Below are 20,307 nucleotides of genomic sequence, written 5' to 3'. Positions count from 1 at the left end.
CCTCAACCCCCTCCGGAGCCCCTCCCCCGGTGGCCCGGGTTCATCTCGGCGGATCCTCCGGGCCGGTCTCCCGCGTCGCCTCCTGCGCCGTCCGTTCGGCCTCGGGCCGCTCCGCCACCTCCTGCTCCCCCGTCGGCTCCGCCGAGGGTTCGGCCGCGGTCAGCCCCGCCCGCTTGTCGATCTCCTCGCCGAGGTAGCGCAGGATCTCGGCGAACACCGCGGCGACCGGCACGGCGAGGAAGGCGCCGGCGATCCCGTAGAGCCCACCGCCGGCCGTCACGGCCAGGAGCACCACGGCGCCGTGCAGGCCGAGGCTGCGGCTCTGCAGAATCGGCTGCAGCACGTTGCCCTCGATCTGCTGCACGGCCACGATCACCGCCAGCACGATCAGCGCCGTGGTGAAGCCCTTCGTCACCAGCGCCACCAGCACCGCGAGCGCGCCCGCGACGAGCGCCCCGACGATCGGGATGAAGCCGCCGAAGAAGGTCAGGACGATCAGCGGCAGCGCCAGCGGCACGCCGGTGGCGATCAGCCCGACGCCGATGAACACCGCGTCCACCAGGCTGACCAGCGCCTGCGTGCGAATGAAGCCGCCGAGGGTGCGCCAGGCCCGTTCGAGCACCGCGACCAGGTGCGCGCCCGCGCGCTGCCCGCTCACCGCCGTCAGCCAAGGCAGGAAGCGGGGGCCGTCCTTCACGAAGAAGAAGGCCAGGACCACGGCGAGCACGACGTTGAGCAGCCCGGACGCCACCGAGGACAGCCCGGTCAGCACCGTGCCCGCGATCGTCGTCGCGCTGGCCTGCAGCTGCTTGGTGATCGAGTCGAGCACCGCGCCGATCTCGCCCTGGCCGAGCCCGAACGGCCCGGACGTCAGCCACTGCTGGACCTGCCCGATGCCGCCCGTCACGCCGGCGACGATCTCGTCCGACTGGTTCGCCACCTGCGGTGCGATCAGGGCGACCAGCCCGCCCAGCACGACGAGCGCCGCGAGCACCACCAGCAGCGTCGCGAGCGCCGGTGGGACCTTGTGCCGCACGAGCCAGCGCACCGGTGGGCGCAGCACGGTCGCGATGATGATGCCGAGCAGGATCGGCAGCACGATCGTCCACAGCGCACCGACCAGCAGGCCGACGAGCACGAGGCCCAGCGCGATCAGCAGGATCCGCAGGCTCCAGGTCGAGAGCCAGGTCAGCCCCGCGCCGATCACCGCGCCCCGGTCGCCCCGCTCGACCTGCACACCGCGAGCCAGGGACTCGGAAGGTTCCGTCACGGCGGACAGAATCCCAGCAAACCCCTCGTCAGCGGTCCGCGGGATGCCGTCGTAACAAATACGTGTCCATGATCCAGCCCTTGCGCGCCCGCGCCTCGGCCCGGAGCCGGACGATCTCCTCCCGCACCTCCAGCACGGGACCGGCGGCGAGGACCTCGTCCGGGCTGCCGACGTAGGCGCCCCAGTAGACGTCCACGTCGGCCACCTCGGCGTCGGGGAGCTGCGCGAAGGCCGTGCCGCCGTCGAGCATCACCACGATGTCGTCGACGTCGGCCGGCAGGCCACCCGCGATCCGGCGACCGGTCGTGATCAGCACCGGCCGCCCGACCCGGTTGAGGATGAGCCGGTGCGCCGCCGCGAGGGCCTGGACGCTGGAGATGCCCGGGATCGAGCGGACCTCGCAGTCGACCTCGTCGAGCAGCCGCAGGGTGCCGTCGTAGAGCGAGGGATCACCCCAGACCAGGAAGGCGCCGGTCTCCCCGTCGGCCAGGCCCGCGACCAGCTCCGCGTACTGCGCCCCGCGCCGGTCCTGCCAGTCGACGACGGCCGCGGAATACTCGGTGTAGGCCGCCGCCGTCCGGTCCCGGACGGGGTCCGCGACCTCCACGACCCGGTAGCTCCCGGGCTCGCGGTGCCGGCGGAGGATCTCCGCGCGCAGCGCCGTGAGGTCCTCCTTGACCTCGCCCTTGTCGATCACGAAGAACACGTCGACCTGCTGGAGTGCCGCGACCGCGGCGAGGGTGAGGTGATCGGGGTCGCCGGAGCCGATCCCGATCACGTAGACCGTGCGCACGCCGCACAGCCTAGGCTCAGCCCCCGACGGCTACGCCGGCCCGCCGGGCGGGACGGGCAGCAGGCGCGTGCGTTCGGACACCCACGCGAGCTGGCGGCCGAGCCCGGCCACCGCGACCGCCCACGAGTGCGTGCCCGGCACCTCGACCAGGCCGAAGTCCAGCCCGGCGGCCCGGCCCGCGTCGACCACCCGGCGGGCCTGCGGTCCGTAGTCGGGATCGTCCGCCCCGACGACCAGGCGCCCCGCGATGCCCTTGACCTGCGGGAGGATGTCCAGCGGGTTCGCGGCGCGGTAGGCGGCCTCGGGATCGGGCCGGTCCCCGAACGTGGCGGCGACGGTCTGGTCGTGGTTCCCCAGCGACGGCTCGGCCTGGCCGGAGATGTCGAGGAAGGTCGGGTACTCGGCCGGCCGGCGGGTGGCCAGCTGCAGTGCGCACGTGCCGCCGTAGGAGAAGCCGCCGATGGCCCGCTGCGCGTCGTCGGCCTGCAGGTTCGCCGAGACCCAGGCCGGGACGTCCTGCGCCAGGTAGGTCTCGACGGCCCCGAGCTTCGAGTCGAGGCAGAGCGGGTTGGCGAAGGCGGTGCCGGTGGCGTCCGGGAGCACGACGATCGGGGCGAGCCCGCCGTGGTCCGCGGCGAACCGGTCCATGACCGACGCGAGCTCGCCCGCGACCAGCCAGTCCTGCGGGTCGCCGGGCTGCCCGGCCACCAGCACGAGGACCGGCAGGAGCGGGCGGGGGTCCGCGAAGTAGGCCGGGGGCAGGTAGACCGAGCCGGGCCGGGCGGCGAAGCCGGAGATCCGCCCCGGGATGTCGACGGTCGCGATCCGTCCGCCGTGCGGCATGCCCCCGGGCGCCGTCCAGCCCGAGCCGACCGTCCCGTCCGGGCCGCGGGGCGCCTCGGGCAGCGCGCGGGGCACCGTGGCGAAGTCGATCGCGTTGGCCGGCGGGATGCCGATCGCGGCCGCGAGCGTGGGCCGGTACGCGTACACGGCGTTGATCTTGACGGCCGAGGCGGCGACCACGAGCAGCACCGCCGGCACCACCAGCACCCGCCGCCACCAGCGCGACCGCGCCAGGTTCGCGATCCCCAGCCCCAGCCCGACCAGGCCGACGCCGCCCCACACCCAGATCCGCCACGGCAGCGCGTCCGGGAAGGGCTGCCACACCAGCAGCCCGACCTCCGCGAGCCCGAGCACCACCAGCGCCACCGCGAGCGCCGCCGGCACCCGCCTCGTCCACCACCGCGTGCCCGGGCGCACCAGCAGGAACAGCAGTGCGACGCCACCCAGCACGGTGAGTGTCGTGGGGAGCCAGCCGAGGATCAGCGGCGAGTCGAGCAGAAGGGCGCGCACTGGCGGAAACGGTAGCGGCCCACCGTCACCCGTCCGCTTCCGCCCGGATCGGACCGCGGTGTCCGGTCGCGCCCCGTCACGATCCGCGTAAGGTGCGTGACCCCGACCGCGTGAACGGGAGGCCCAGCGCTCGTGAAGGTGGCACACCTCGTCGACTCCCTCCACCCCGACGGCGACGGCTACGGCCTGGTCCCGCTGGCCGGGGCCGCCGCGAAGGCGGATCTGGAGCTCGTCGTCGTCGGCATCTCCGGCAGCGGCGACGGCCGGCGGTCCGAGGCCCTGCGCCGCGCCGGCGCCACGGTCGTCGAGCTCGGGCTCGCGCCGTGGGACCCGCGGGCGGTGCCGAAGGTCGCCGAGGTGCTGCGGGCCCACCGCGCCGCGCTCGTGCACACCCACGCCCCGAACGCCGACGTCGCCGGCAGCGCGGCCGCCACCCGGCTGCGGATCCCGGTGGTGTCCACGCTGCACCGCATCGAGGACGAGCCCGCGGCCCGCCTCGACCGCCTGCGCCGCAGCGCGAAGACGCTCGCCCGGCGCCGGTTCGTCACCCGCACCATCGCGACTCCCGGCTCCAGCGCGACTGGTACCGCCAGGTGGCCGGCTCCGGTCGCGGACTGGTGCTGCTCCCCGACGGCGTGGCCGACCTCGCGCCCCTCCCCGCCGCCGAGCAGGTGCGGATCCGCCGCGGCCTCGGCGTCCCCGACCAGGGGCTGCTGGCCGTCTCCGCGGCGCCGATGCGCCGGGGCAAGGGCCAGGACCTGCTGCTCGACGCCGTGGCCGAGCTCCCCGAGGACCTCGCGCTGACCGTGGTGCTCACCGGCGACGGTCCGCTGCGCCCGTGGCTCGAGGCCCGGGTCGGCCGCGAGGAGGGCCTCGCGGAACGGGTCGTGTTCCGCCACTCCGCGGACCCGGCGGCGCTGCTCCCCGCCGCGGACCTGCAGCTGCACGTCACCCGCGCGGACACCATGCCCGCCGTCGTGGCGCACGGCCTCGCGGCCGGGATCCCCGCGGTCGTCAGCCGGGTCGGCGGGCTCCCCGAGATCGTCACCCGGGAGACCGGCCGCCTGGTCCCGCTCGATCCCTCCGCGATCGCGGAGGGGATCGTCGAGCTCGCCGGGGACGCCGGCCTGCGGGAGCGGCTGGGCCGCGCGGCCCGCGCCCGCTTCCTGGAGCGGTTCGAGGCCGGCGGCTGGGCGGTCCGGCTGCGCGAGGTCTACGACGGCGTCGTGGATCACGACGGCGCGGGAACCACAGCCCTGTGATTCCGACACGCCCGTGACCGACCGTTCGTCGTACGCCGTGCACCCTTGATCGCCGGGAGAGACCTGGATCACCCTCGAAAGGGGCGCTCCGACCCTGCAGACGCACCGTTCGGCGCGCGAGCCCCCGAGGTAACGGGCAGGGCGGTCACAGTGCGGTTACGGTCTCTCTCGTCTCCGGTAACGGAGGCAACGCCCGGTCGGCCCGTCACTGCCTGCCCGCCGACACTCCCCCGGGCGCCCCACCCCCGACTCGGGGCAGGCTACGGCGCGACGCTCCCCGCTTCCCGCCCGTGTGACGGTCCGAGGAACGCATGTCCGAGACGTTGGTGCGCCCGCGCGCCGCCCAGGAATCCGATGTGGACTCCCGGGTGCCCGCGCAGTCCGGTGGATCGACCCGCACGGTGCCGGCGATCCCCGCCGCCCGGCACAGCGGCGAGTCCGGTGAGGGTCTCTCCTTCGCCGAGCTGATGGACCGGCTCTCCTGCGAGCTCGCGTCGGGCGCCCCCGACGCCGAGCTCCCCGAGCAGATCCCCGGCCGCGAGCCGGCCCCGCTGTTCACCCCCGCGGGTCCCCGCCGCGCCGCCCGGCACGCCGCCCCCCTCGAGGAGGCCGCAGCCGAGGCGCCCGCGGGTCTGACCGGCTCGTTCTTCCACGGCGCACTCGCCACCGAGCGCCCGTCGCGCCTCGCCTCGCTGCCGCTCCCCCGCAGCCCCAAGGTGATCGCCGCCGTCGCCACCACCGCGGTCCTGGGGGCGACGGCGGTCCTCACCGGCGCGGCGTCGGACCCCGGCACCGAGGTCGCGCAGTCCTCGGGCGACTCGACCGTGCGCCTCGCGGCCGCGGACGCGGTGCTCCCGGGCCTGCAGGACTCCTCGGACGGGTCCTCGCCGGCGGCCACCGCCGCGCAGGCCGGCCCGGGCGTCATGGGCAGCCAGATGAGCTCGGCGATGACCTCGGCCATGGGCTCGCTGCCGTCGGTCTTCGACAAGGCGGACGCCGCCCGCATCGCCGCCATCGCACAGGCGGAGGCCGACAAGGCCGCCGCCGACCAGCGCGCCACCGCCGCGAGGGCCGCCCGCTCCGTCCCCGGTGGTGCCGCGGTCAGCGACGTCATCGGCCAGGTCGCCGGGTCGAGCGTCGGCGCCAAGGCGCTGGCCGCGGCCCGCACCCGCCTCGGGATGCCCTACGTCTGGGGCGCCGCGGGCCCGACCTCCTTCGACTGCTCCGGACTCACGTCGTGGGCCTTCAAGCAGGTCGGCGTCACGCTCCCCCGCACCTCGGCCGCCCAGTCGACCTTCGGCACCGCGGTGAGCAAGGACCAGCTCCAGCCGGGCGACCTGGTGTTCTTCTACACCCCGGTCAGCCACGTCGGGATCTACGTCGGCAACGGCCAGGTCCTGCACGCCAGCACGAGCGGCGAGCCGGTCAAGATCTCGAACATGTCGTCGTTCCCGTTCCACAACGCGCGCCGGATCCTCTGACCACCCCGTCCCGGGGCCCAGCGCGGCCGGGCCCCGGGGTGGTGCTCTACCCGAGCAGGGGCTTCACCTTCGTGCCGAAGTCGTGCACGCCCTGCTCGAAGTCGTCGAAGGTGAACATCATCCCCTTGACGCCGGGCAGGTCCGCCACGAGGTCGATCTGCCGCGCGACCGTCTCGTAGCTGCCCACGAGCGTGGCCATGTTGAAGTTCACGGCCCCCTCGGGCAGGTTGATCATCTTCGCGGTGCCGCCCGCGTCGGTGCCGCTGTCCTTGCCGCCCTCGTCGGCCATGTAGCCGAGCGCCCCGGCGTCAGCCCCGGCCTGGTAGGAGTCCCACTTGGCGCGCGCCTCCTCGTCGGTGTCGGCCATGATCGCCATGAACAGCGGCAGCGAGCCGACGTCCCGGCCGGTCACCTCGGCCGCCTTCGCGAGCCGCTGGGTGGACTCCCGGTAGACCTCGGGGTCGTTGACGCCGGGGCTGAGGATGAAGTTGTAGTCGCCCTGCTCGGCGACCATGCGCATGCCGCGGTCGGACTGCCCCGCACACACGATGTCGATGTGCCCGGTCGGCTTCGGGGAGAGCACGCAGTCCTCCATGGCGAAGTGCTCGCCCTTGAAGTCGCTGCGCCCGTTCGCCCACAGCTCCCGCATGATCGTCACGTACTCGGTGGAGTAGTCGTAGCGGTAGCCGTAGTAGTCGTCGCCCGGCCACAGGCCCATCTGCGCGTACTCGCCGCTCGCCCAGCCGGACACGATGTTGATGCCGAAACGGCCCGGCGCGATCGAGTCGATCGTGGTGGCCATCCGCGCGACCATGGCCGGGGGCAGGGTGAGCACCGCCGTCGAGGCGTAGAGCTTGATCCGCTCCGTGACGGCGGCGAGCCCCGCCATCAGCGTGAACGACTCCAGCGCGTGGTCCCAGAACTCGACCTTGCCGCCGAACCCGCGCAGCTTGATCATCGAGAGCGCGAACGCGAAGCCCTGCGCCTCCGCCTCCTGCACGATCCGCTTGTTCAGGTCGAAGGTGGGCATGTACTGCGGGGAGTTCTCGGAGATCAGCCAGCCGTTGTTGGCGATGGGGATGAAGACGCCGAAGTCCATCTGTCGTCCTTTACTCGGGGGTCGTGGTTCGCAGTACGGGGGCGACCTCGCGGGCCAGGAGCTCGACGGAGGCCAGGGCGTGCTCGACCGGCATGCCGGCCCAGTCGGTGCGCAGGACGAAGTGGTCCACGCCGAGCTCGCGCCAGGGCAGGAGCGCGGCGAGGCAGTCCTCGGGTGAGCCCACCACGAACCGGTCCTGCGCGAGGTCCGCGTAACCGGTCCGGAACGACTCCTGCTCCGGCATGACGCGGTCCTGGCCCCAGTCGGCGTACACCTCGTACTTCGCGCCGAGGTGCGGCCGGGCCAGCTCGATCGCCTGCGCGCGCGTCGGGGCGCAGTAGATCTCCCGCATGAGCGGGAGCTCCGGCACCGGCCGGCCCCCGTGCGCACGGCGCTCGGCGTGGAAGATCTCCAGCTGCCGCCGGATCGTCGACGCCGTGGCGTGCGGGTTGATCATCCAGGTGTCGGCGAGCCGGGCGGCCCGGCGGACGGCGGCGTCGGAGTTGGCGGCCATCCACACCGGCGGCCTGTTCCTCGGCAGGGTGGTGGAGGTGACGCCGTCGAGCCGGCACCAGGGGTTGTCGGCGTGCACCGGCTTCCCGGACCACAGCTCCCCGACGATCCGCAGGTTCTCCTCGAACCGCCGCACCTTGTCCTTCGGCGGGATCCCGAACGCCGCGTACTCCACCTCGCGATAGCCCAGCCCGATCCCGAAGATCGACCGCCCGCCGCACACGGCGTCGAGGCTCGCGAAGTTCTCCGCCGTGTCGACGGGATTGTGCAGCGCCAGCAGGTGGATCCCCGTCCCGACGCGCATGTCCCCCGCCTCGGCGGCGAGCCGCGCCAGCCAGGGCAGCGGCTGGATGTGCGAGAACGACTCCGGCAGGTGGTGCTGCCCCGCGAACACGGAGTCCAGCCCACCGTCCCGGGCCGCCCGCAGCAGGCTCAGCTGCTCCCGCAAGGCGACAACCGGATCCCGCCCGGCCGGCTGCTGATGCGTCAGAAAAACCCCGACGGAGATCACCGCCCCGCACCCCCGGCGGCGCATTGTGGCTCCACAACTGTCGTTTCGAGGCCCCCAAATGCACATTGTGGCTCCATAATGTGCTTTTGGGGGGCCGGAAACGTACGTTGTGGCTCCACAATGCGGTCAGGCACGGCAGGCCTCGGCGAAATCGGCGGCCGGGGTCGCGTCGCCCAGGGCGAGGACCGCATTCTCGACGCGGTCGGTGGTCGCCTTGTCCGCGACGGGGGCCATGTTGTCCCGGTATTTCTCCCTCACCTCGGCGTTGGTGAGCGGGCGCTCGTCGTGGCCCCGGTTGACCTGCTCCCGGTGCCGCAGCGTCCGGCCGTCCGCCAGGGCGATCTCGATCGCGCCCGAGTAGGCGGCCGGGAAGGCGGAGTCCTCGTCCGGCGAGACCCGCACCTTCTGGGCCAGGGCCAGCGCGGCGGGATCGACCAGGGCCTCGTCCTCCAGCTCGGCGAGCCCGAACCGGCCCCGCAGCAGCGTCGTGGCCACGACGTACGGGAGGCTGAACTTGGCGTCGTACTCGTCGCGCGGCGCCCATTTGGCCTCGGCGGGCTCGCACACGACCTTGCCCGGTACCGGATGGATCGCGCAGCGGATCTCGGTCACCTGGGTGTCGCCGATCGCGGGCCGCAGCTCGAGCACCGCGTCGGCGAAGGCGTGGATGAAGTGGCAGATCGGGTACGGCTTCACGGCCGTCCGCATCAGCTCCCAGGTCTCGCCCAGCCCGTCGCCCACCGCGTCGGGCCGGGTCTCGCGCCCGGCGAGGTGAGTGGCGTAGAGCCCGAACCGGCCCTCGTAGACGGCGCCGGGGCCGGTCCAGCCGGCCTGCGCGAATGTCGCGGCGGTCAGCCCGGACATCGCCGCCCAGCCCGGGTGCAGCCGCTTGGTCCACGCGCCGTCCGCGAGGAACTCCAGCAGCCCGGCGCTCATCGATCCGACGATTCCCTGCGCGGTGGCCAGCCCCTCCGCGTCGAGGCCCAGCAGCTTCCCCGCCACGACGGACGACCCGAAGGCGCCGGCGACCGCGGTCGGGTGGAACCCGACGTCGTGGAACCCGCCCGCGCCGCCGATCCCCACGCGCGCGGACACCTCGACGCCGAGGATGTACGCCAGCAGCAGGTCCGCGCTGCTCCGCCCCTGGGCGACCGCCGCGGAGAGCGCCGCGGGCAGCGCCGCCGCCGACACGTGGGTGACGGCCGGGATGTGGGTGTCGTCGAAGTCCATCCCGTGGATCAGGACGCCGTTCAGCACCGCCGCGTCCCGCGGGGACAGCCGCTCGGCCATGCCGAGGATCGGGTGGTCCCCGCCCCCGAACGTCTGCAGCGCCTTCAGCGCCACGGCCGGGAACGGGTACGCGCTCGACGCGAACGCGAGCCCCACGGCGTCGAGCACCAGGTGGCGGGCGCGTTCGAGGACCTCGGTGGGGACGTCGGAGAGCTCCGCACGGGCGGCGAACTCGCCGACCCGGCCGGCCAGGGCGGTACGGGTGGTGCTGAGGGTCGGGCTGAGGGTCATCGGTGAACCTCCGTGGCTCGTGAGGATAGGTCCGACATATCGGTCAGGCAAAGCCCGGCGGACGGCGCCGGTGGTGATCGGTGTGCTCCTGGTAGTGCCGCGCGGCGGCCAGGACGGTGCCCTCGCGGTGCGGCGGCGCGATCAGCAGCGCGGACACGGGCAGCCCGTCCGGCGCGAACCCGGTGGGCACGGCGAGCCCGGGCGCGCCGGTGAGGTTGCCGAGCATCGTGGCGCGGGACTGGGCGGCGTAGAGCGGGTACCGCTCGCCGTCGATCGTCACGGTGCAGTCGGGCAGCCGCGGCGCGGTGGCGGGCGTGGTCGGGACGATGATCAGGTCCGCCCCCGCGAACACGGCGTCGAGCTCGGCCTGGAGCTCCGCGCGGAACTGCAGCGCGCGCAGGTAGTCGCTCGCGGGCGTCGTGATCCCCTGGCTGATCCGTGCCACGGTGACGGGGTCGTAGGAGTCCCACCGGTCCGCGTCGATCCGGTGCAGGGCCGCCGCCTCGGTGAAGACGATCTCGTACCCGATCGGCAGCGCCCGCTCGGCGCCCGGGATCTCCCCCGGCACGATCACGGCCCCGGCCGCGGTGAGCGCGTCCACCAGCTCCGCGACCCCCGCCCGCACGGCGGAGTCGCACAGCTCGGTGAGGTAGCCGCCGGGCAGTGCGATCCGCAGCCCCCGGACGTCCGGGAACACCAGCGGCGGCAGCTCCCGCGCCCGCGGATCCCGCCCGTCCGGCCCGCGGATCAGGTCGAACACGGTGGCCACGGTCGCGGCATCCCGGGCGATCGGCCCGACGGTCTCGGCGGTCCAGGAGAGCGGCACCACCCCCGTCCGCGGCACGGACCCGGCCGTGGGCTTGAGCCCGGTCAGCCCGCACCAGGCACTCGGCAGCCGCACCGACCCCCCGACGTCGGTCCCGAGCCCGAACGGCACCGCCCCCACGGCGACGGCCGCGGCCGTCCCCATCGAGCTCCCCCCGGCCCAGCGCCGCGGGTCCCAGGGATTGCGGGTCGCGCCGGTCAGCGGCGGGTGCGGCCCGCCCACCGCGAACTCGGTGGTGGTGTCCTTCGAGATCGCGACCGCTCCCGCCGCCTCCAGCCGCGCGACGACGGTCGCGGACTCGGCAGCAGGCGGAGCGTCCTTCCGGGTCAGCGAGGCCGCGGTGGTGGGCACGCCCGCCACGTCGATCACGTCCTTCACCGCGAACGGGATGTTCGCCAGCGGCCCGTCCCCCGGTGTGCGGTCGTCCAGGAACGCGATCGTGCAGTTGAGGGTCTCGTGGGCGGCGCGGAGACGGACCAGCGCCTCGGCGGGCGACAGCGGCCACGACAGCCCCACCGGCGAGAACGTGCCCCCCTCGGAGGGGACGGATGGACTCCTGACCCCCGATGACCAGGCGTTTCCCTGATCCGGGTCGATCAGCGTGGGTTCCGCGCGGAGGGCGGCGGCGTGGGGCTCGGTGGCCGCGACCGCGGCCGCCATCGCCTCCACCTGCGGCGGGGTGAGGCGGTAGCCGAGGTGGGCGGCGAGCGCACCGAGGGCGTCGCTCATCGCGCTCGTCCGGCGCGCCGGCCCCGGCCGGACGGCCGGCCGCTCACCTGATCGTCGCCTTCCCACCCAGCAGGGCCTTGGCGACGACGCCGCGCAGGACGTCGTTCGTCCCCTCCCCGATCGACATCAGCGGCGCGTCCCGGTAGAGCCGCTCCACCTCGAACTCCGTGGAGTAGCCGTAGCCGCCGTGGATCCGCATGGCGTCCGTGGCGCACGCCAGCGCCTGCTCCGAGGCGAAGATCTTCGCCATGCCGGACTCGGTGTCCATCCGCACGCCGTCGTCCATTCTGGACGCCGCCCAGTACGTCATGAGCCGGGCGGACTGGAGCCGGATCGCGATCTCCGCCAGCCGCAGCTGGACCGCCTGGAACTCCCCGATCGCCTGCCCGAAGGCCGTGCGCTCGCGGGCGTAGTTCAGCGACTCGTCGTAGGCGCGCTGGGCGATCCCGACGGAGCGGGCGGCGATGTTGATCCGGCCCGTCTCCAGTGAGGACAGTGCCTGCTGCAGCCCGCGGCCCTCGACCCCGCCGAGCAGCTGCGACTCCGGCACCCGGACGTCGGTCAGCACGACCTCGCAGGACTCCGTGCCCTTGTAGCCGAGCTTCCCGATGTCCTGGGTCACCTCGAAGCCGGGGCTGTCGGCCTCGATCAGCAGGATCGACATGCCCTTGTGGGCGGGGGACGCCGACGGATCGGTCTTCACCAGCACCGGCAGCGGATCCGCGTGCCGCGCGTTGGTGATCCACATCTTGGTCCCGTCGACCACGTAGGAGTCCCCGTCCCGACGAGCCGTGGTCCGGATCCCCTGCAGGTCCGTCCCCGCACCGGGCTCGGTGAGCGCGATCCCCGTGCGGCGCGTGCCCGTCGCGAGATCCGGCAGGTACCGGGCCTTCTGCTCCTCGGTCCCGTGCCGCGCGAGCATGAAGCAGGACACCGAGTGGCTGCCCAGGATCCCCGCGATGCCCATCCAGCCCCGCGAGATCTCCTCGAACGCGAGCGCGAAGCTCACCGTGTCCGCCCCGAGGCCGCCGAACTCCTCGGGCACCGCCAACCCGAAGAGCCCCAACTGCTTCATGCCCTCGACGATCTCCGTCGGATACCGCCCGGACTGCTCCCACTCGCGCGCGACCGGCACGATCTCCTTGTCGACGAAGGCGCGCAAGGTGTCGCGGAACAGTCGCTGCTCGTCGTTCAGCTGGAAGTCCATCAGCTCCCCAACACTCCGGCCGCGTGCAGCGCGGCGATCCTGTCGTCGTCGTACCCGAGCTCGCGCAGGACGCGATCGGTGTCCGCCCCCATCGGCGGCGCCGGTCGCGTGGGTGCCCGGTCATCCCCCGGCGGCCCGACGCGCACGGCACTGCGCAGGCTCCTGACCTCGCCGAACGCGTCCGTCTCGACCGAGGCGATCAGCTCTCGCTCGAGGGTGTGCGGGTCCGTCAATGCCCCCGCGACGTCGTTGATCGGCGCGCACGGCACCCCTGCCGCGTAGAGCGGGGCGAGCCAGTCCGCGACCGTCCGCGCCCGGAAGATGTCCTCCAGCAGCGGCACGATGACGTCCCGGTGGGTGTTGCGGTCCGCGAAGGTGAGGAAGCGCGGGTCCTCGGCGAGCTCCGGCCGGTCCATGACGACCGTGAGCCGCTGCCAGAACTTCTCCTTCGCGCAGCCCACGACCAGCCAGCCGTCCGCGGCCTCGAAGGCCTGGAACGGGATCAGCGACGGGTGCGCCGAGTGGTACGTGCGCGCGGGTTCGTAGCCCGCGCTCAGGTGCCACGTGCCCGGGTAGGCGAGCAGGCTGATCGCGGTGTCGTACAACGAGAGATCGCAGTCCGTGCCCACGCCGTCCCGCCGCGCCGCGTGGATCGCCGCCAGCAGCGAGATCGCCGCGACGTACCCACCGCAGTAGTCCACGAGGGACGGTCCGGTCTTCTGCGGCGCCCCACCGGGTTCCCCGGTCAGCGACATCCAGCCGCCGAGTGCCTGCAGCACGTAGTCGTAGCCCGGCTCCTTCGACCGCGGCCCCGTCATCCCGAACCCCGTCAGCGAGCAGCAGACGATCCTCGGGTTCACCTCACGCAGGTCGGAGTACCGGATCCGCAGCTTCTCCGGCACGTCCCCCCGCAGGTTGGAGTACACGGCGTCCGCGCTACGGACCAGATCCTCGAAGACCGTGCGGCCCTCCGCCGTGCGGATGTCGAGGGTGATCGAGGACTTGTCCCGGTTGAAGGACTGGAAGAACAGCGAGTCCCCGTCCTTGGCGAACGGCGGCACCGAACGCCCGACGTCGCCGCCGACCGACGGGTCCTCGACCTTGATGATCTCCGCGCCCAGCTCCGCGAGGTGCATCGAGCCGAACGGCCCCGCCCCGTACTGCTCGAGCGAGACGATCCGGATGTCCTCGAGCGGCCTCACGCGCCCTCCACCGTGAGCGGGGTCGCCGCCTGCGGGAAGTGCGACTTCTGCGTGCCCGCCTTGTGCACGTAGAAGGTCCGCCTGAAGGAGAGCACCTCGACGGCGTCCTGGTTGAGCGTGCGCGTCCTGATCGTCACGATCCCGGCGTGCGGCCGCGAGCCGGACTCCCGCTTGTCCAGCACGATCGACTCGGACCAGATCGTGTCCCCCGCGAACACCGGCGCGGTGAGCTTCAGGTCGTCCAGCCCGAGGTTCGCGAAGGCGTTCTGCGTGGTGTCGGTGACGGACTGCCCCATCGCGATCGAGATCGTCAACGGCGACGCGACGAGCATCCGGCCGAACTCCGACGACTCCCCCACCGCGGCGTTGAAGTGCGCCTGGTTGGTGTTCATCGTGAGCAGGGTGAACCAGGTGTTGTCGGTCTCGGTGATGGTGCGCCCCAACGGGTGCTGGTACACGTCGCCGATCGCGAAGTCCTCGTAGAAGCGCCCTTCCCAGCCGGGCTTGACGGTCATGCCGCAGTCCTCTCGATGTCTTCCAGCCGGCGGTTCGTGGTCCGCTCGCCGAACAGGGCCATGACGAGGCCCAGGAGCAGGGCGGCGACCGCCAGGTACGAGTAGACGCCCACGAGCCCGGCCCCGCCGTACAGCGCGGCGACGAGGAACCCACCGAGGACGCCCGCGAGCCGGCCGGAGCCGTTCGCGATGCCGGAGCCCAGGCCCCGCAGGTGCAGCGGGAAGACCTCGGCGATGTAGGTGTAGAGCGTCGCGACGCCGGTCTGCATCAGCATCGCCGCGCCGAAGCCGCACACGATGATCGCGACCGGGCTGTCGATCAGCCCGAACAGCAGCAGCAGGACGGCGACGGCCACCTGCAGCACCAGGATCACGCTCTTGCGCTCGAAGCGGTCGATCACCGGGATCGCCAGCAGCGCACCGGGAACCGCCGCGATCGCGAGGATCGACGAGAAGGTGAGGCTCTCCGCCGTCGAGTAGCCGCGCTCGACCAGCAGCGTCGGCACCCAGGAGCTGAAGCCGTAGAAGCTCAGGATCAGGAAGACGCAGGCCAGCGCCGCGACCACGGTCTTGCGCAGCGTCGCGCCCCGCAGCAGCTCGGTCAGCCTCCCGGCCACGACCGGGGCGTCCGGCGTCGGAGCGGGCAGCGGCTCACCGGTGCGCGCCTCGGCCTGCGCCTCCATCCTCTCGACGAGCCGGGGATCGCCGGGGCGGCCGTGCGCGGCCGACCAGCGGACGGACTCGGGCAGCGTGCGCAGGGCGACCACGCCGCCGACCACGCCGAGCGCCCCGACCACGAAGATCCACCGCCAGGCCCCGGGACCGAGAGGCACGACGAGCCGCGCCACCCACGCCGCGATCGGCACGCCCGCGAGCCCGATGGCCAGCAACAGCGCCTGGTAGCGGCCGCGCAGCGAGCGCGGGAACATCTCGCTCACCCACACCAGCAGCACGCCGGTCATCGCCTGCAGGCCGAACCCGGTGAGCACCCGCAGGATCCCGAGCATCACCGGCCCCGTGGAGAACGCGCTGATCAGCGAGAACAGCGAGTAGAAGAACACCGCGCCGATCAGCACGGGCCGCCGGCCGATCCGGTCCGAGAGCCGCCCGCCCACGATCGCGCCGACGAACATGCCGACGAACCCGGCGGAGGTGATCGCGCCGACCCCGCCGATCGACAGTCCCCACTCGGTGCGCAGCGCGGGCGCCGCGTAGGCGAACGAGTTGAGGTCCACGAGATCGAACACGAACAGGAAGCCGAGCAGACCGGCCCAGCGCCGGTGCGTCGGCGTGACGACCGGGATGCGGTCGAGTCTCGCCGCGAGATCGGGGCCGGTCCGGGTACTGCTGTCGGGGCCGGGGGACATCGCTGCTCCTCACCGCGCGCACCGCTGCGCGCTGACGCCCCGCGGCGGTGCGCGAGGGGTGCCGGACGTCTCGCACGCTAATTGTCAGACGTCTTCACGGCAACCCCTGCGCCGCCGCCCCGCACGCCACGTGGGCGGCCCGAGTGCCAGCCAATGACACCTGGACCACCCACGTGGCGTCGGCGGATCGGGTACCCCGCCGCTCAGCCCTCGCCCGCCCGCAGCAGGATCCCCCGCGCCCGGTCCACGACGGGCTTGTCGATCATCTTCCCCTCGAACACCGAGACCCCGCCCCCCGCCGAGGCGGCGACGACCCCGTGCGCCCACTCGATCTGCTCCGCGGTCGGCGAGAAGGCGACCGACACCGGCGTGACCTGCGAGGGATGGATGCACATCTTGGCCGTGAAGCCCAGCGACAGGGCGTGCGCGCAGTCGGCGAGGAGCAGCTCCTCGTCCTTCACCGCCGTCGTCACACCCTCGACCGGGGCGGCGACCCCGGCCGCCCGCGCCGCGAGGACCAGGGCGGAGCGCGCGTACCGCAGGGCCTCCCGGTCGACGGGGTCGATGCCCAGCTCCGCGGACAGGTCCACGCTCCCGAACCCGGGGCGCACCACCCCCGGCACCGCGCAGACCTCGACGGCCCGGTGGATCCCCAGCGCCGTCTCGATCAGTGGAACCACCGCCGCCCCGGCACCCAACGCCGCCACCAGGTCCGCGACCTCGGACGGGTCCTGCGCCTTGGGCAGCATCACCGGCGCACCGGAGCCGGCGACGGCGGTGACCGCAGCGACGGCAGCGACGTCCTCGGCGTACCAGGCCGTGCCGGGCGCGTTGATCCGCACGATCCCGCCACCGCCGCCGGCCAGCCACTCGGACACCGCGGCCCGCGCGGCATCCTTGTCGGCCGGGGCGACGGCGTCCTCCAGGTCGAGGACGATCAGGTCGGCGCCGGCGGCGGCCGCCTTGGCGAAGCGGTCGGGACGGGCGCCGGGCACGAACAGCAGCGTGCGGGCAGCGAGCAGGACAGACGTGTCGGTCACGTGTCGGACGTTTCCATGCCGGACCGCGCCGGTCCAGCCCGGCGGTGGGTACGCTCGCGCGTGTCCCCGATCCCCGGAGCGTGAACAGATGGCACCGACGCCGGATCCCCGCGCCACCGCGGACCCCCCGGCCACGGGCGCCGCCGCCCGGCGGAGCACGCCTCCGGCCGCCCACCTGCGGGTCCAGCGCGTCCGGCCCGCCTACCGCCAGGTGGCGGACGAGCTGCGGGCCCAGATCATGCAGGGCACCCTGCCGCCGGGTACGCGGCTGCCCGCCGAGGCGGAGCTCACGCGCATGTTCGGCGTCAGCCGCTCGACCGTGCGGGAGGCGCTGCGCGCGCTGACCTCCCAGCACCTCATCGAGACCCGGCGCGGCGTGCAGGGCGGGTCGTTCGTCGCCGCCCCGGACCCCGCCCGCCTGGTCGAGGACGTCGGCGGAGCGTTGGGCGTCCTCGTCTCGACCCCGCAGCTCCGCCTGGGCGACCTGCTCGAGGCCCGGCTGCTGCTCGAGCCCGCCGCCGCCCGGCTCGCCGCGCAGCGAGCCGACGCCGAGACCGTCGAGGCGGTCCGGGCCGCCGCCGCACCCCGGCGGGACCCGCGGGACCCGAGCGGTTTCGTGCCGCACATGGACTTCCACACGACCGTGCTCATGGCCACCGGGAACCTGATGTTCACCATGATGGGCCAGCCGGTCGGCGACGTGCTGCGCACCCAGCTCGACCGCGCCGCCGTCCCCGCCGGCCGCTGGACCGAGGTCGACGCCTGCCACGCCGTGATCGCCGGGCACATCGCGCGCGGCGAGGCGGCCGAGGCGGAGGAGTCCATGCGCGGCCACCTGCTCGACCTGCGCGAGCTCTACGAGAAGCCGGGTGCGTGGCGGCCGGGCAGCTAGGACTCGGTCACGGGGGTTCGGCGAGCAGCAGCTGGTCGATCTCGCCGTCGAGCACGGCGCGCGCCTCCGGATCCAGCCCGGTGTCCGTCACCAGCACGTCCGCCTCGGACAGCTGCGCGATCGTGGAGATCCCCGCGGTCCCCCACTTCGTCGAGTCCGCCACCACCACCAGCCGGTGGCCCGCCTCGACCAGCGCCCGGTCCGTCTCGGACTCCATCAGGTTGGGCGTGGTGAAGCCGCTCGCGGCGGTGATCCCGTGCACCCCGAGGAACACCACGTCGAGGTTCAGGGTGCGGAGGGCCGCAACGGCAACCGGCCCGACGAGGGCCTCCGACGGGGTCCGGATCCCGCCGGTCAGGATGACCGTCCGATCAGGACGGCCGGTGCGGAACACCTCGGCCACCGCCATCGAGTTGGTGACGACGGTCAGCTCGGCCACCTCGGTCAGCCGGCGGGCCAGCGCGGCGGTGGTCGTGCCGGCGGACAGCCCGATCGCCGTGCCGGGCGCCACGAGCTCGGCGGCGGCCGCGGCGATGGCCTCCTTCTCCGCCTGCTGACGCCCGGACTTCACCACGAAGCCGGGCTCCTCCGTGCTCGCGAGCTCGGCCGTCCCGATCGCGGTGGCCCCGCCGTGCACCTTGTCGACGAGGCGCCGCCGCGCGAGGACGTCGAGATCCCGCCGGACGGTCATGTCCGACACCCCGAACTCCTCGGCCAGGTCGGACACCCGGACCGCGCCCCGCTCCCGCACGTGCTCCAGGATCAGCTCCTGACGCTGGCGGGCGAGCAGGCTCATATCGCACACAATGCAACGCCGCCATCCGGCCGTCAACGGCCCGATTCGGACACGCTCATGTCTCGATCGCTCATACTCGACCGATTCAGCCTGTCGGATAATGTTCGCTTTCGCGGTCGAACGGGTAGCGTACGCGCGACAGCCCTGTGTGACGGGGACCACGGTGACTCGGCTTGGGAGCCTTGATGACGGATGTGGGACGGGGCCGCACGCCGGCCCGGCTGCGGGGCCGGCCATGATCCTCGCGCAGGCACAGACTGATCTCCGGCTCGACGCCAACGCGCTGGACTACGTCCTGGTCGCGTTCTACTTCGTGCTGGTGCTGGGCATCGGCTACGCGGCCCGGCGCTCGGTCTCCTCGAGCCTCGACTTCCTGCTCTCCGGCCGGTCGATGCCGGCCTGGGTCACCGGTCTGGCGTTCATCTCGGCGAACCTGGGTGCGCTCGAGCTGATCGGCATGGTCGCCAACGGCGCCCAGTACGGCATCCCGACGGTGCACTACTACTGGATCGGCGCGATCCCGGCGATGGTCTTCCTCGCCCTGGTGATGATGCCGTTCTACTACGGCTCCAAGGCGCGCAGCGTCCCGGAGTTCCTGTTCAAGAGGTTCAACCGGACCACCCAGCGCGTCCAGGCGGTCATCTTCGCGCTGTCGTCGGTGCTGATCGCGGGCGTCAACCTGTTCGCCCTGGGCCTGCTGCTCGAGGCGCTGCTCGGCTGGTCGCTGATCGTGGCGATCCCGGTCGCGGCCCTGATCGTGCTCGCGTACATCACCCTCGGCGGACTCTCCGCGGCCATCTACTCCGAGGTGCTGCAGTTCTTCGTCATCCTCGCCCTGCTGATCCCGCTCACCATCGCGGGCCTCAACCGGGTCGGCGGCTGGAGCGGCCTCAAGGAGCTCGTGACGAACAGCCCCGGCGGCGCCGAGCAGCTCTCGTCCTGGCCCGGCACGTCGCTCACCGAGATCGCGAACCCCGTGCTCTCGGTCGTCGGCATCGTGTTCGGCCTCGGGTTCGTGCTGTCCTTCGGCTACTGGACCACGAACTTCGCCGAGGTCCAGCGCGCCCTGTCGGCCAAGAGCATGTCCGCCGCCAAGCGCACCCCGCTGATCGGCGCGTACCCGAAGGCGCTGCTGCCGCTCGTCATCATCATCCCGGGCATCATCGCCGCGGTGCTGGTGCCGCAGATCCAGACGCTGAAGGCCGGCGGCACGACCGACGTCGAGTACAACAACGCACTCTCCCTCCTGATGAAGGAGGTGCTGCCCAACGGCATCCTGGGCGTCGCGATCGCGGGCCTGCTCGCGGCCTTCATGGCCGGCATGGCGGCGAACATCAGCTCGTTCAACACGGTGTTCACCTACGACATCTGGCAGGACTGGGTGCGGCCCGGCAAGTCCGACCGCTACTACCTGCAGGTCGGCCGCTGGATCACCGTCATCGGCTGCGTCCTGGCCGTCGGCACGGCGTTCGTCGCGTCCGGCTCGGGCAACATCATGGACTACCTGCAGTCGCTGTTCAGCTTCTTCAACGCGCCGCTGTTCGCGATCTTCATCCTCGGCCTGTTCTGGAAGCGGATGACCGGCACGTCGGCGTGGATCGGGCTGCTGTCCGGCACCGCGGCGGCCGTGCTCGTCAACATCCTGGTGACGACGGGTGTGTTCCCGCTGTCCAGCCAGGCCGGTAGCTTCGTGGGCGCGAGCGCGGCGTTCGTCGTCGGCGTCATCGTGGCGATCATCATCTCGACGGTGACCACCCCGAAGCCGGCGTCCGAGCTGGGCGGGCTGGTGTGGAGCCTGACCTCGAAGGAGGACCGGGTCCACTCGTCCGACGGCGAGGACAGCGGCTGGTACCGCAGCCCGGCGGTGCTCGGCGGCGGCGTTCTGGTCCTGACCCTGGTCCTCTACATTCTGTTCAGCTGAGGGAGCACC

General features: G+C 73.0%; 18 protein-coding genes. 5 read left to right on the top strand and 13 right to left on the bottom strand.

Annotated elements, in window-relative coordinates:
• Positions 1–40: 40 nt before the first annotated feature.
• From ABD324_RS07080 to ABD324_RS07070, 3 genes are read right to left on the bottom strand one after another with little or no spacing between them, the layout of a single operon-like run.
• The gene (locus ABD324_RS07080; protein ID WP_344413701.1) at positions 41–1,270 is read right to left on the bottom strand and encodes an AI-2E family transporter; all 1,230 of its coding nucleotides are present in this window, start codon (positions 1,268–1,270) and stop codon (positions 41–43) included.
• A gap of 28 nt (positions 1,271–1,298) precedes the next feature.
• Complete coding sequence (gene cobF / locus ABD324_RS07075; protein ID WP_344413699.1) at positions 1,299–2,063, bottom strand: precorrin-6A synthase (deacetylating); 765 nt, start codon at positions 2,061–2,063, stop codon at positions 1,299–1,301.
• A 30-nt stretch (positions 2,064–2,093) separates the two neighbouring features.
• Positions 2,094–3,416 carry an alpha/beta hydrolase gene (locus ABD324_RS07070; RefSeq protein ID WP_344413697.1) on the bottom strand — a complete coding sequence of 441 codons (1,323 nt, stop codon included), beginning with the start codon at positions 3,414–3,416 and terminating at the stop codon, positions 2,094–2,096.
• 138 nt (positions 3,417–3,554) lie between these two features.
• Between ABD324_RS07070 and ABD324_RS07065 the strand changes: the two genes are divergently transcribed.
• From ABD324_RS07065 to ABD324_RS07055, 3 genes are all read left to right on the top strand, one after another.
• Positions 3,555–4,220 carry a glycosyltransferase gene (locus ABD324_RS07065; protein ID WP_344413695.1) on the top strand — a complete coding sequence of 222 codons (666 nt, stop codon included), beginning with the start codon at positions 3,555–3,557 and terminating at the stop codon, positions 4,218–4,220.
• Positions 4,151–4,678 carry a glycosyltransferase family 4 protein gene (locus ABD324_RS07060; RefSeq protein WP_344413693.1) on the top strand — a complete coding sequence of 176 codons (528 nt, stop codon included), beginning with the start codon at positions 4,151–4,153 and terminating at the stop codon, positions 4,676–4,678. Before ABD324_RS07065 ends, ABD324_RS07060 begins: the two co-directional genes overlap by 70 nt.
• A 311-nt stretch (positions 4,679–4,989) precedes the next feature.
• Positions 4,990–6,159, top strand: a complete 1,170-nt coding sequence (locus ABD324_RS07055) for a C40 family peptidase (RefSeq protein ID WP_344413691.1) — start codon at positions 4,990–4,992, stop codon at positions 6,157–6,159.
• 46 nt (positions 6,160–6,205) lie between these two features.
• Here the strand turns inward: ABD324_RS07055 and rutA are convergent, their stop codons facing one another.
• From rutA to ABD324_RS07010, 9 genes are all read right to left on the bottom strand, one after another.
• Positions 6,206–7,258, bottom strand: coding sequence for a pyrimidine utilization protein A (gene rutA, locus ABD324_RS07050; protein ID WP_344413689.1), 1,053 nt, complete (start codon positions 7,256–7,258; stop codon positions 6,206–6,208).
• Between the two features lie 10 nt (positions 7,259–7,268).
• Positions 7,269–8,219, bottom strand: coding sequence for an LLM class flavin-dependent oxidoreductase (locus ABD324_RS07045; protein WP_344413687.1), 951 nt, complete (start codon positions 8,217–8,219; stop codon positions 7,269–7,271).
• 189 nt (positions 8,220–8,408) lie between these two features.
• Positions 8,409–9,803 carry an MmgE/PrpD family protein gene (locus ABD324_RS07040; RefSeq protein WP_344413685.1) on the bottom strand — a complete coding sequence of 465 codons (1,395 nt, stop codon included), beginning with the start codon at positions 9,801–9,803 and terminating at the stop codon, positions 8,409–8,411.
• Between the two features lie 43 nt (positions 9,804–9,846).
• The gene (locus ABD324_RS07035) at positions 9,847–11,358 is read right to left on the bottom strand and encodes an amidase (protein ID WP_344413683.1); all 1,512 of its coding nucleotides are present in this window, start codon (positions 11,356–11,358) and stop codon (positions 9,847–9,849) included.
• 43 nt (positions 11,359–11,401) lie between these two features.
• Complete coding sequence (locus ABD324_RS07030; RefSeq protein ID WP_344413681.1) at positions 11,402–12,565, bottom strand: acyl-CoA dehydrogenase family protein; 1,164 nt, start codon at positions 12,563–12,565, stop codon at positions 11,402–11,404.
• A complete protein-coding gene (locus ABD324_RS07025; RefSeq protein ID WP_344413679.1) occupies positions 12,565–13,767 on the bottom strand; it encodes a CaiB/BaiF CoA transferase family protein in 1,203 nt (400 codons plus the stop codon). The genes ABD324_RS07030 and ABD324_RS07025 overlap by 1 nt, the downstream gene beginning before the upstream one ends.
• On the bottom strand, positions 13,764–14,282 hold the full coding sequence (locus tag ABD324_RS07020; RefSeq protein WP_344413677.1) for a MaoC family dehydratase: 519 nt from the start codon (positions 14,280–14,282) through the stop codon (positions 13,764–13,766). The genes ABD324_RS07025 and ABD324_RS07020 overlap by 4 nt, the downstream gene beginning before the upstream one ends.
• On the bottom strand, positions 14,279–15,649 hold the full coding sequence (locus ABD324_RS07015) for an MFS transporter (RefSeq protein ID WP_344413675.1): 1,371 nt from the start codon (positions 15,647–15,649) through the stop codon (positions 14,279–14,281). Before ABD324_RS07015 ends, ABD324_RS07020 begins: the two co-directional genes overlap by 4 nt.
• A 203-nt stretch (positions 15,650–15,852) precedes the next feature.
• Positions 15,853–16,689, bottom strand: a complete 837-nt coding sequence (locus ABD324_RS07010) for an HpcH/HpaI aldolase/citrate lyase family protein (RefSeq protein WP_344413672.1) — start codon at positions 16,687–16,689, stop codon at positions 15,853–15,855.
• 88 nt (positions 16,690–16,777) lie between these two features.
• Here ABD324_RS07010 and ABD324_RS07005 point away from each other — a divergent pair, with 88 nt between their 5' ends.
• Positions 16,778–17,581: a FadR/GntR family transcriptional regulator gene (locus ABD324_RS07005; RefSeq protein WP_344413670.1), complete on the top strand. Its 804-nt coding sequence runs from the start codon at positions 16,778–16,780 to the stop codon at positions 17,579–17,581.
• Between the two features lie 7 nt (positions 17,582–17,588).
• Here ABD324_RS07005 and ABD324_RS07000 read toward each other — a convergent pair whose 3' ends face one another.
• Positions 17,589–18,377 carry a DeoR/GlpR family DNA-binding transcription regulator gene (locus ABD324_RS07000; RefSeq protein WP_344413668.1) on the bottom strand — a complete coding sequence of 263 codons (789 nt, stop codon included), beginning with the start codon at positions 18,375–18,377 and terminating at the stop codon, positions 17,589–17,591.
• Between the two features lie 235 nt (positions 18,378–18,612).
• On the opposite strand from ABD324_RS07000, the gene ABD324_RS06995 reads away from it, so the two are divergent.
• Positions 18,613–20,298, top strand: coding sequence for a sodium:solute symporter family protein (locus ABD324_RS06995; RefSeq protein ID WP_344413666.1), 1,686 nt, complete (start codon positions 18,613–18,615; stop codon positions 20,296–20,298).
• Positions 20,299–20,307 lie beyond the last annotated feature (9 nt).

Source organism: Pseudonocardia ailaonensis, assembly GCF_039531635.1.
GTDB lineage: Bacteria > Actinomycetota > Actinomycetes > Mycobacteriales > Pseudonocardiaceae > Pseudonocardia > Pseudonocardia ailaonensis.
The sequence above is the reverse complement of the archived record's forward strand: the minus strand, read 5'-3'. Positions and strand labels throughout refer to the sequence as shown.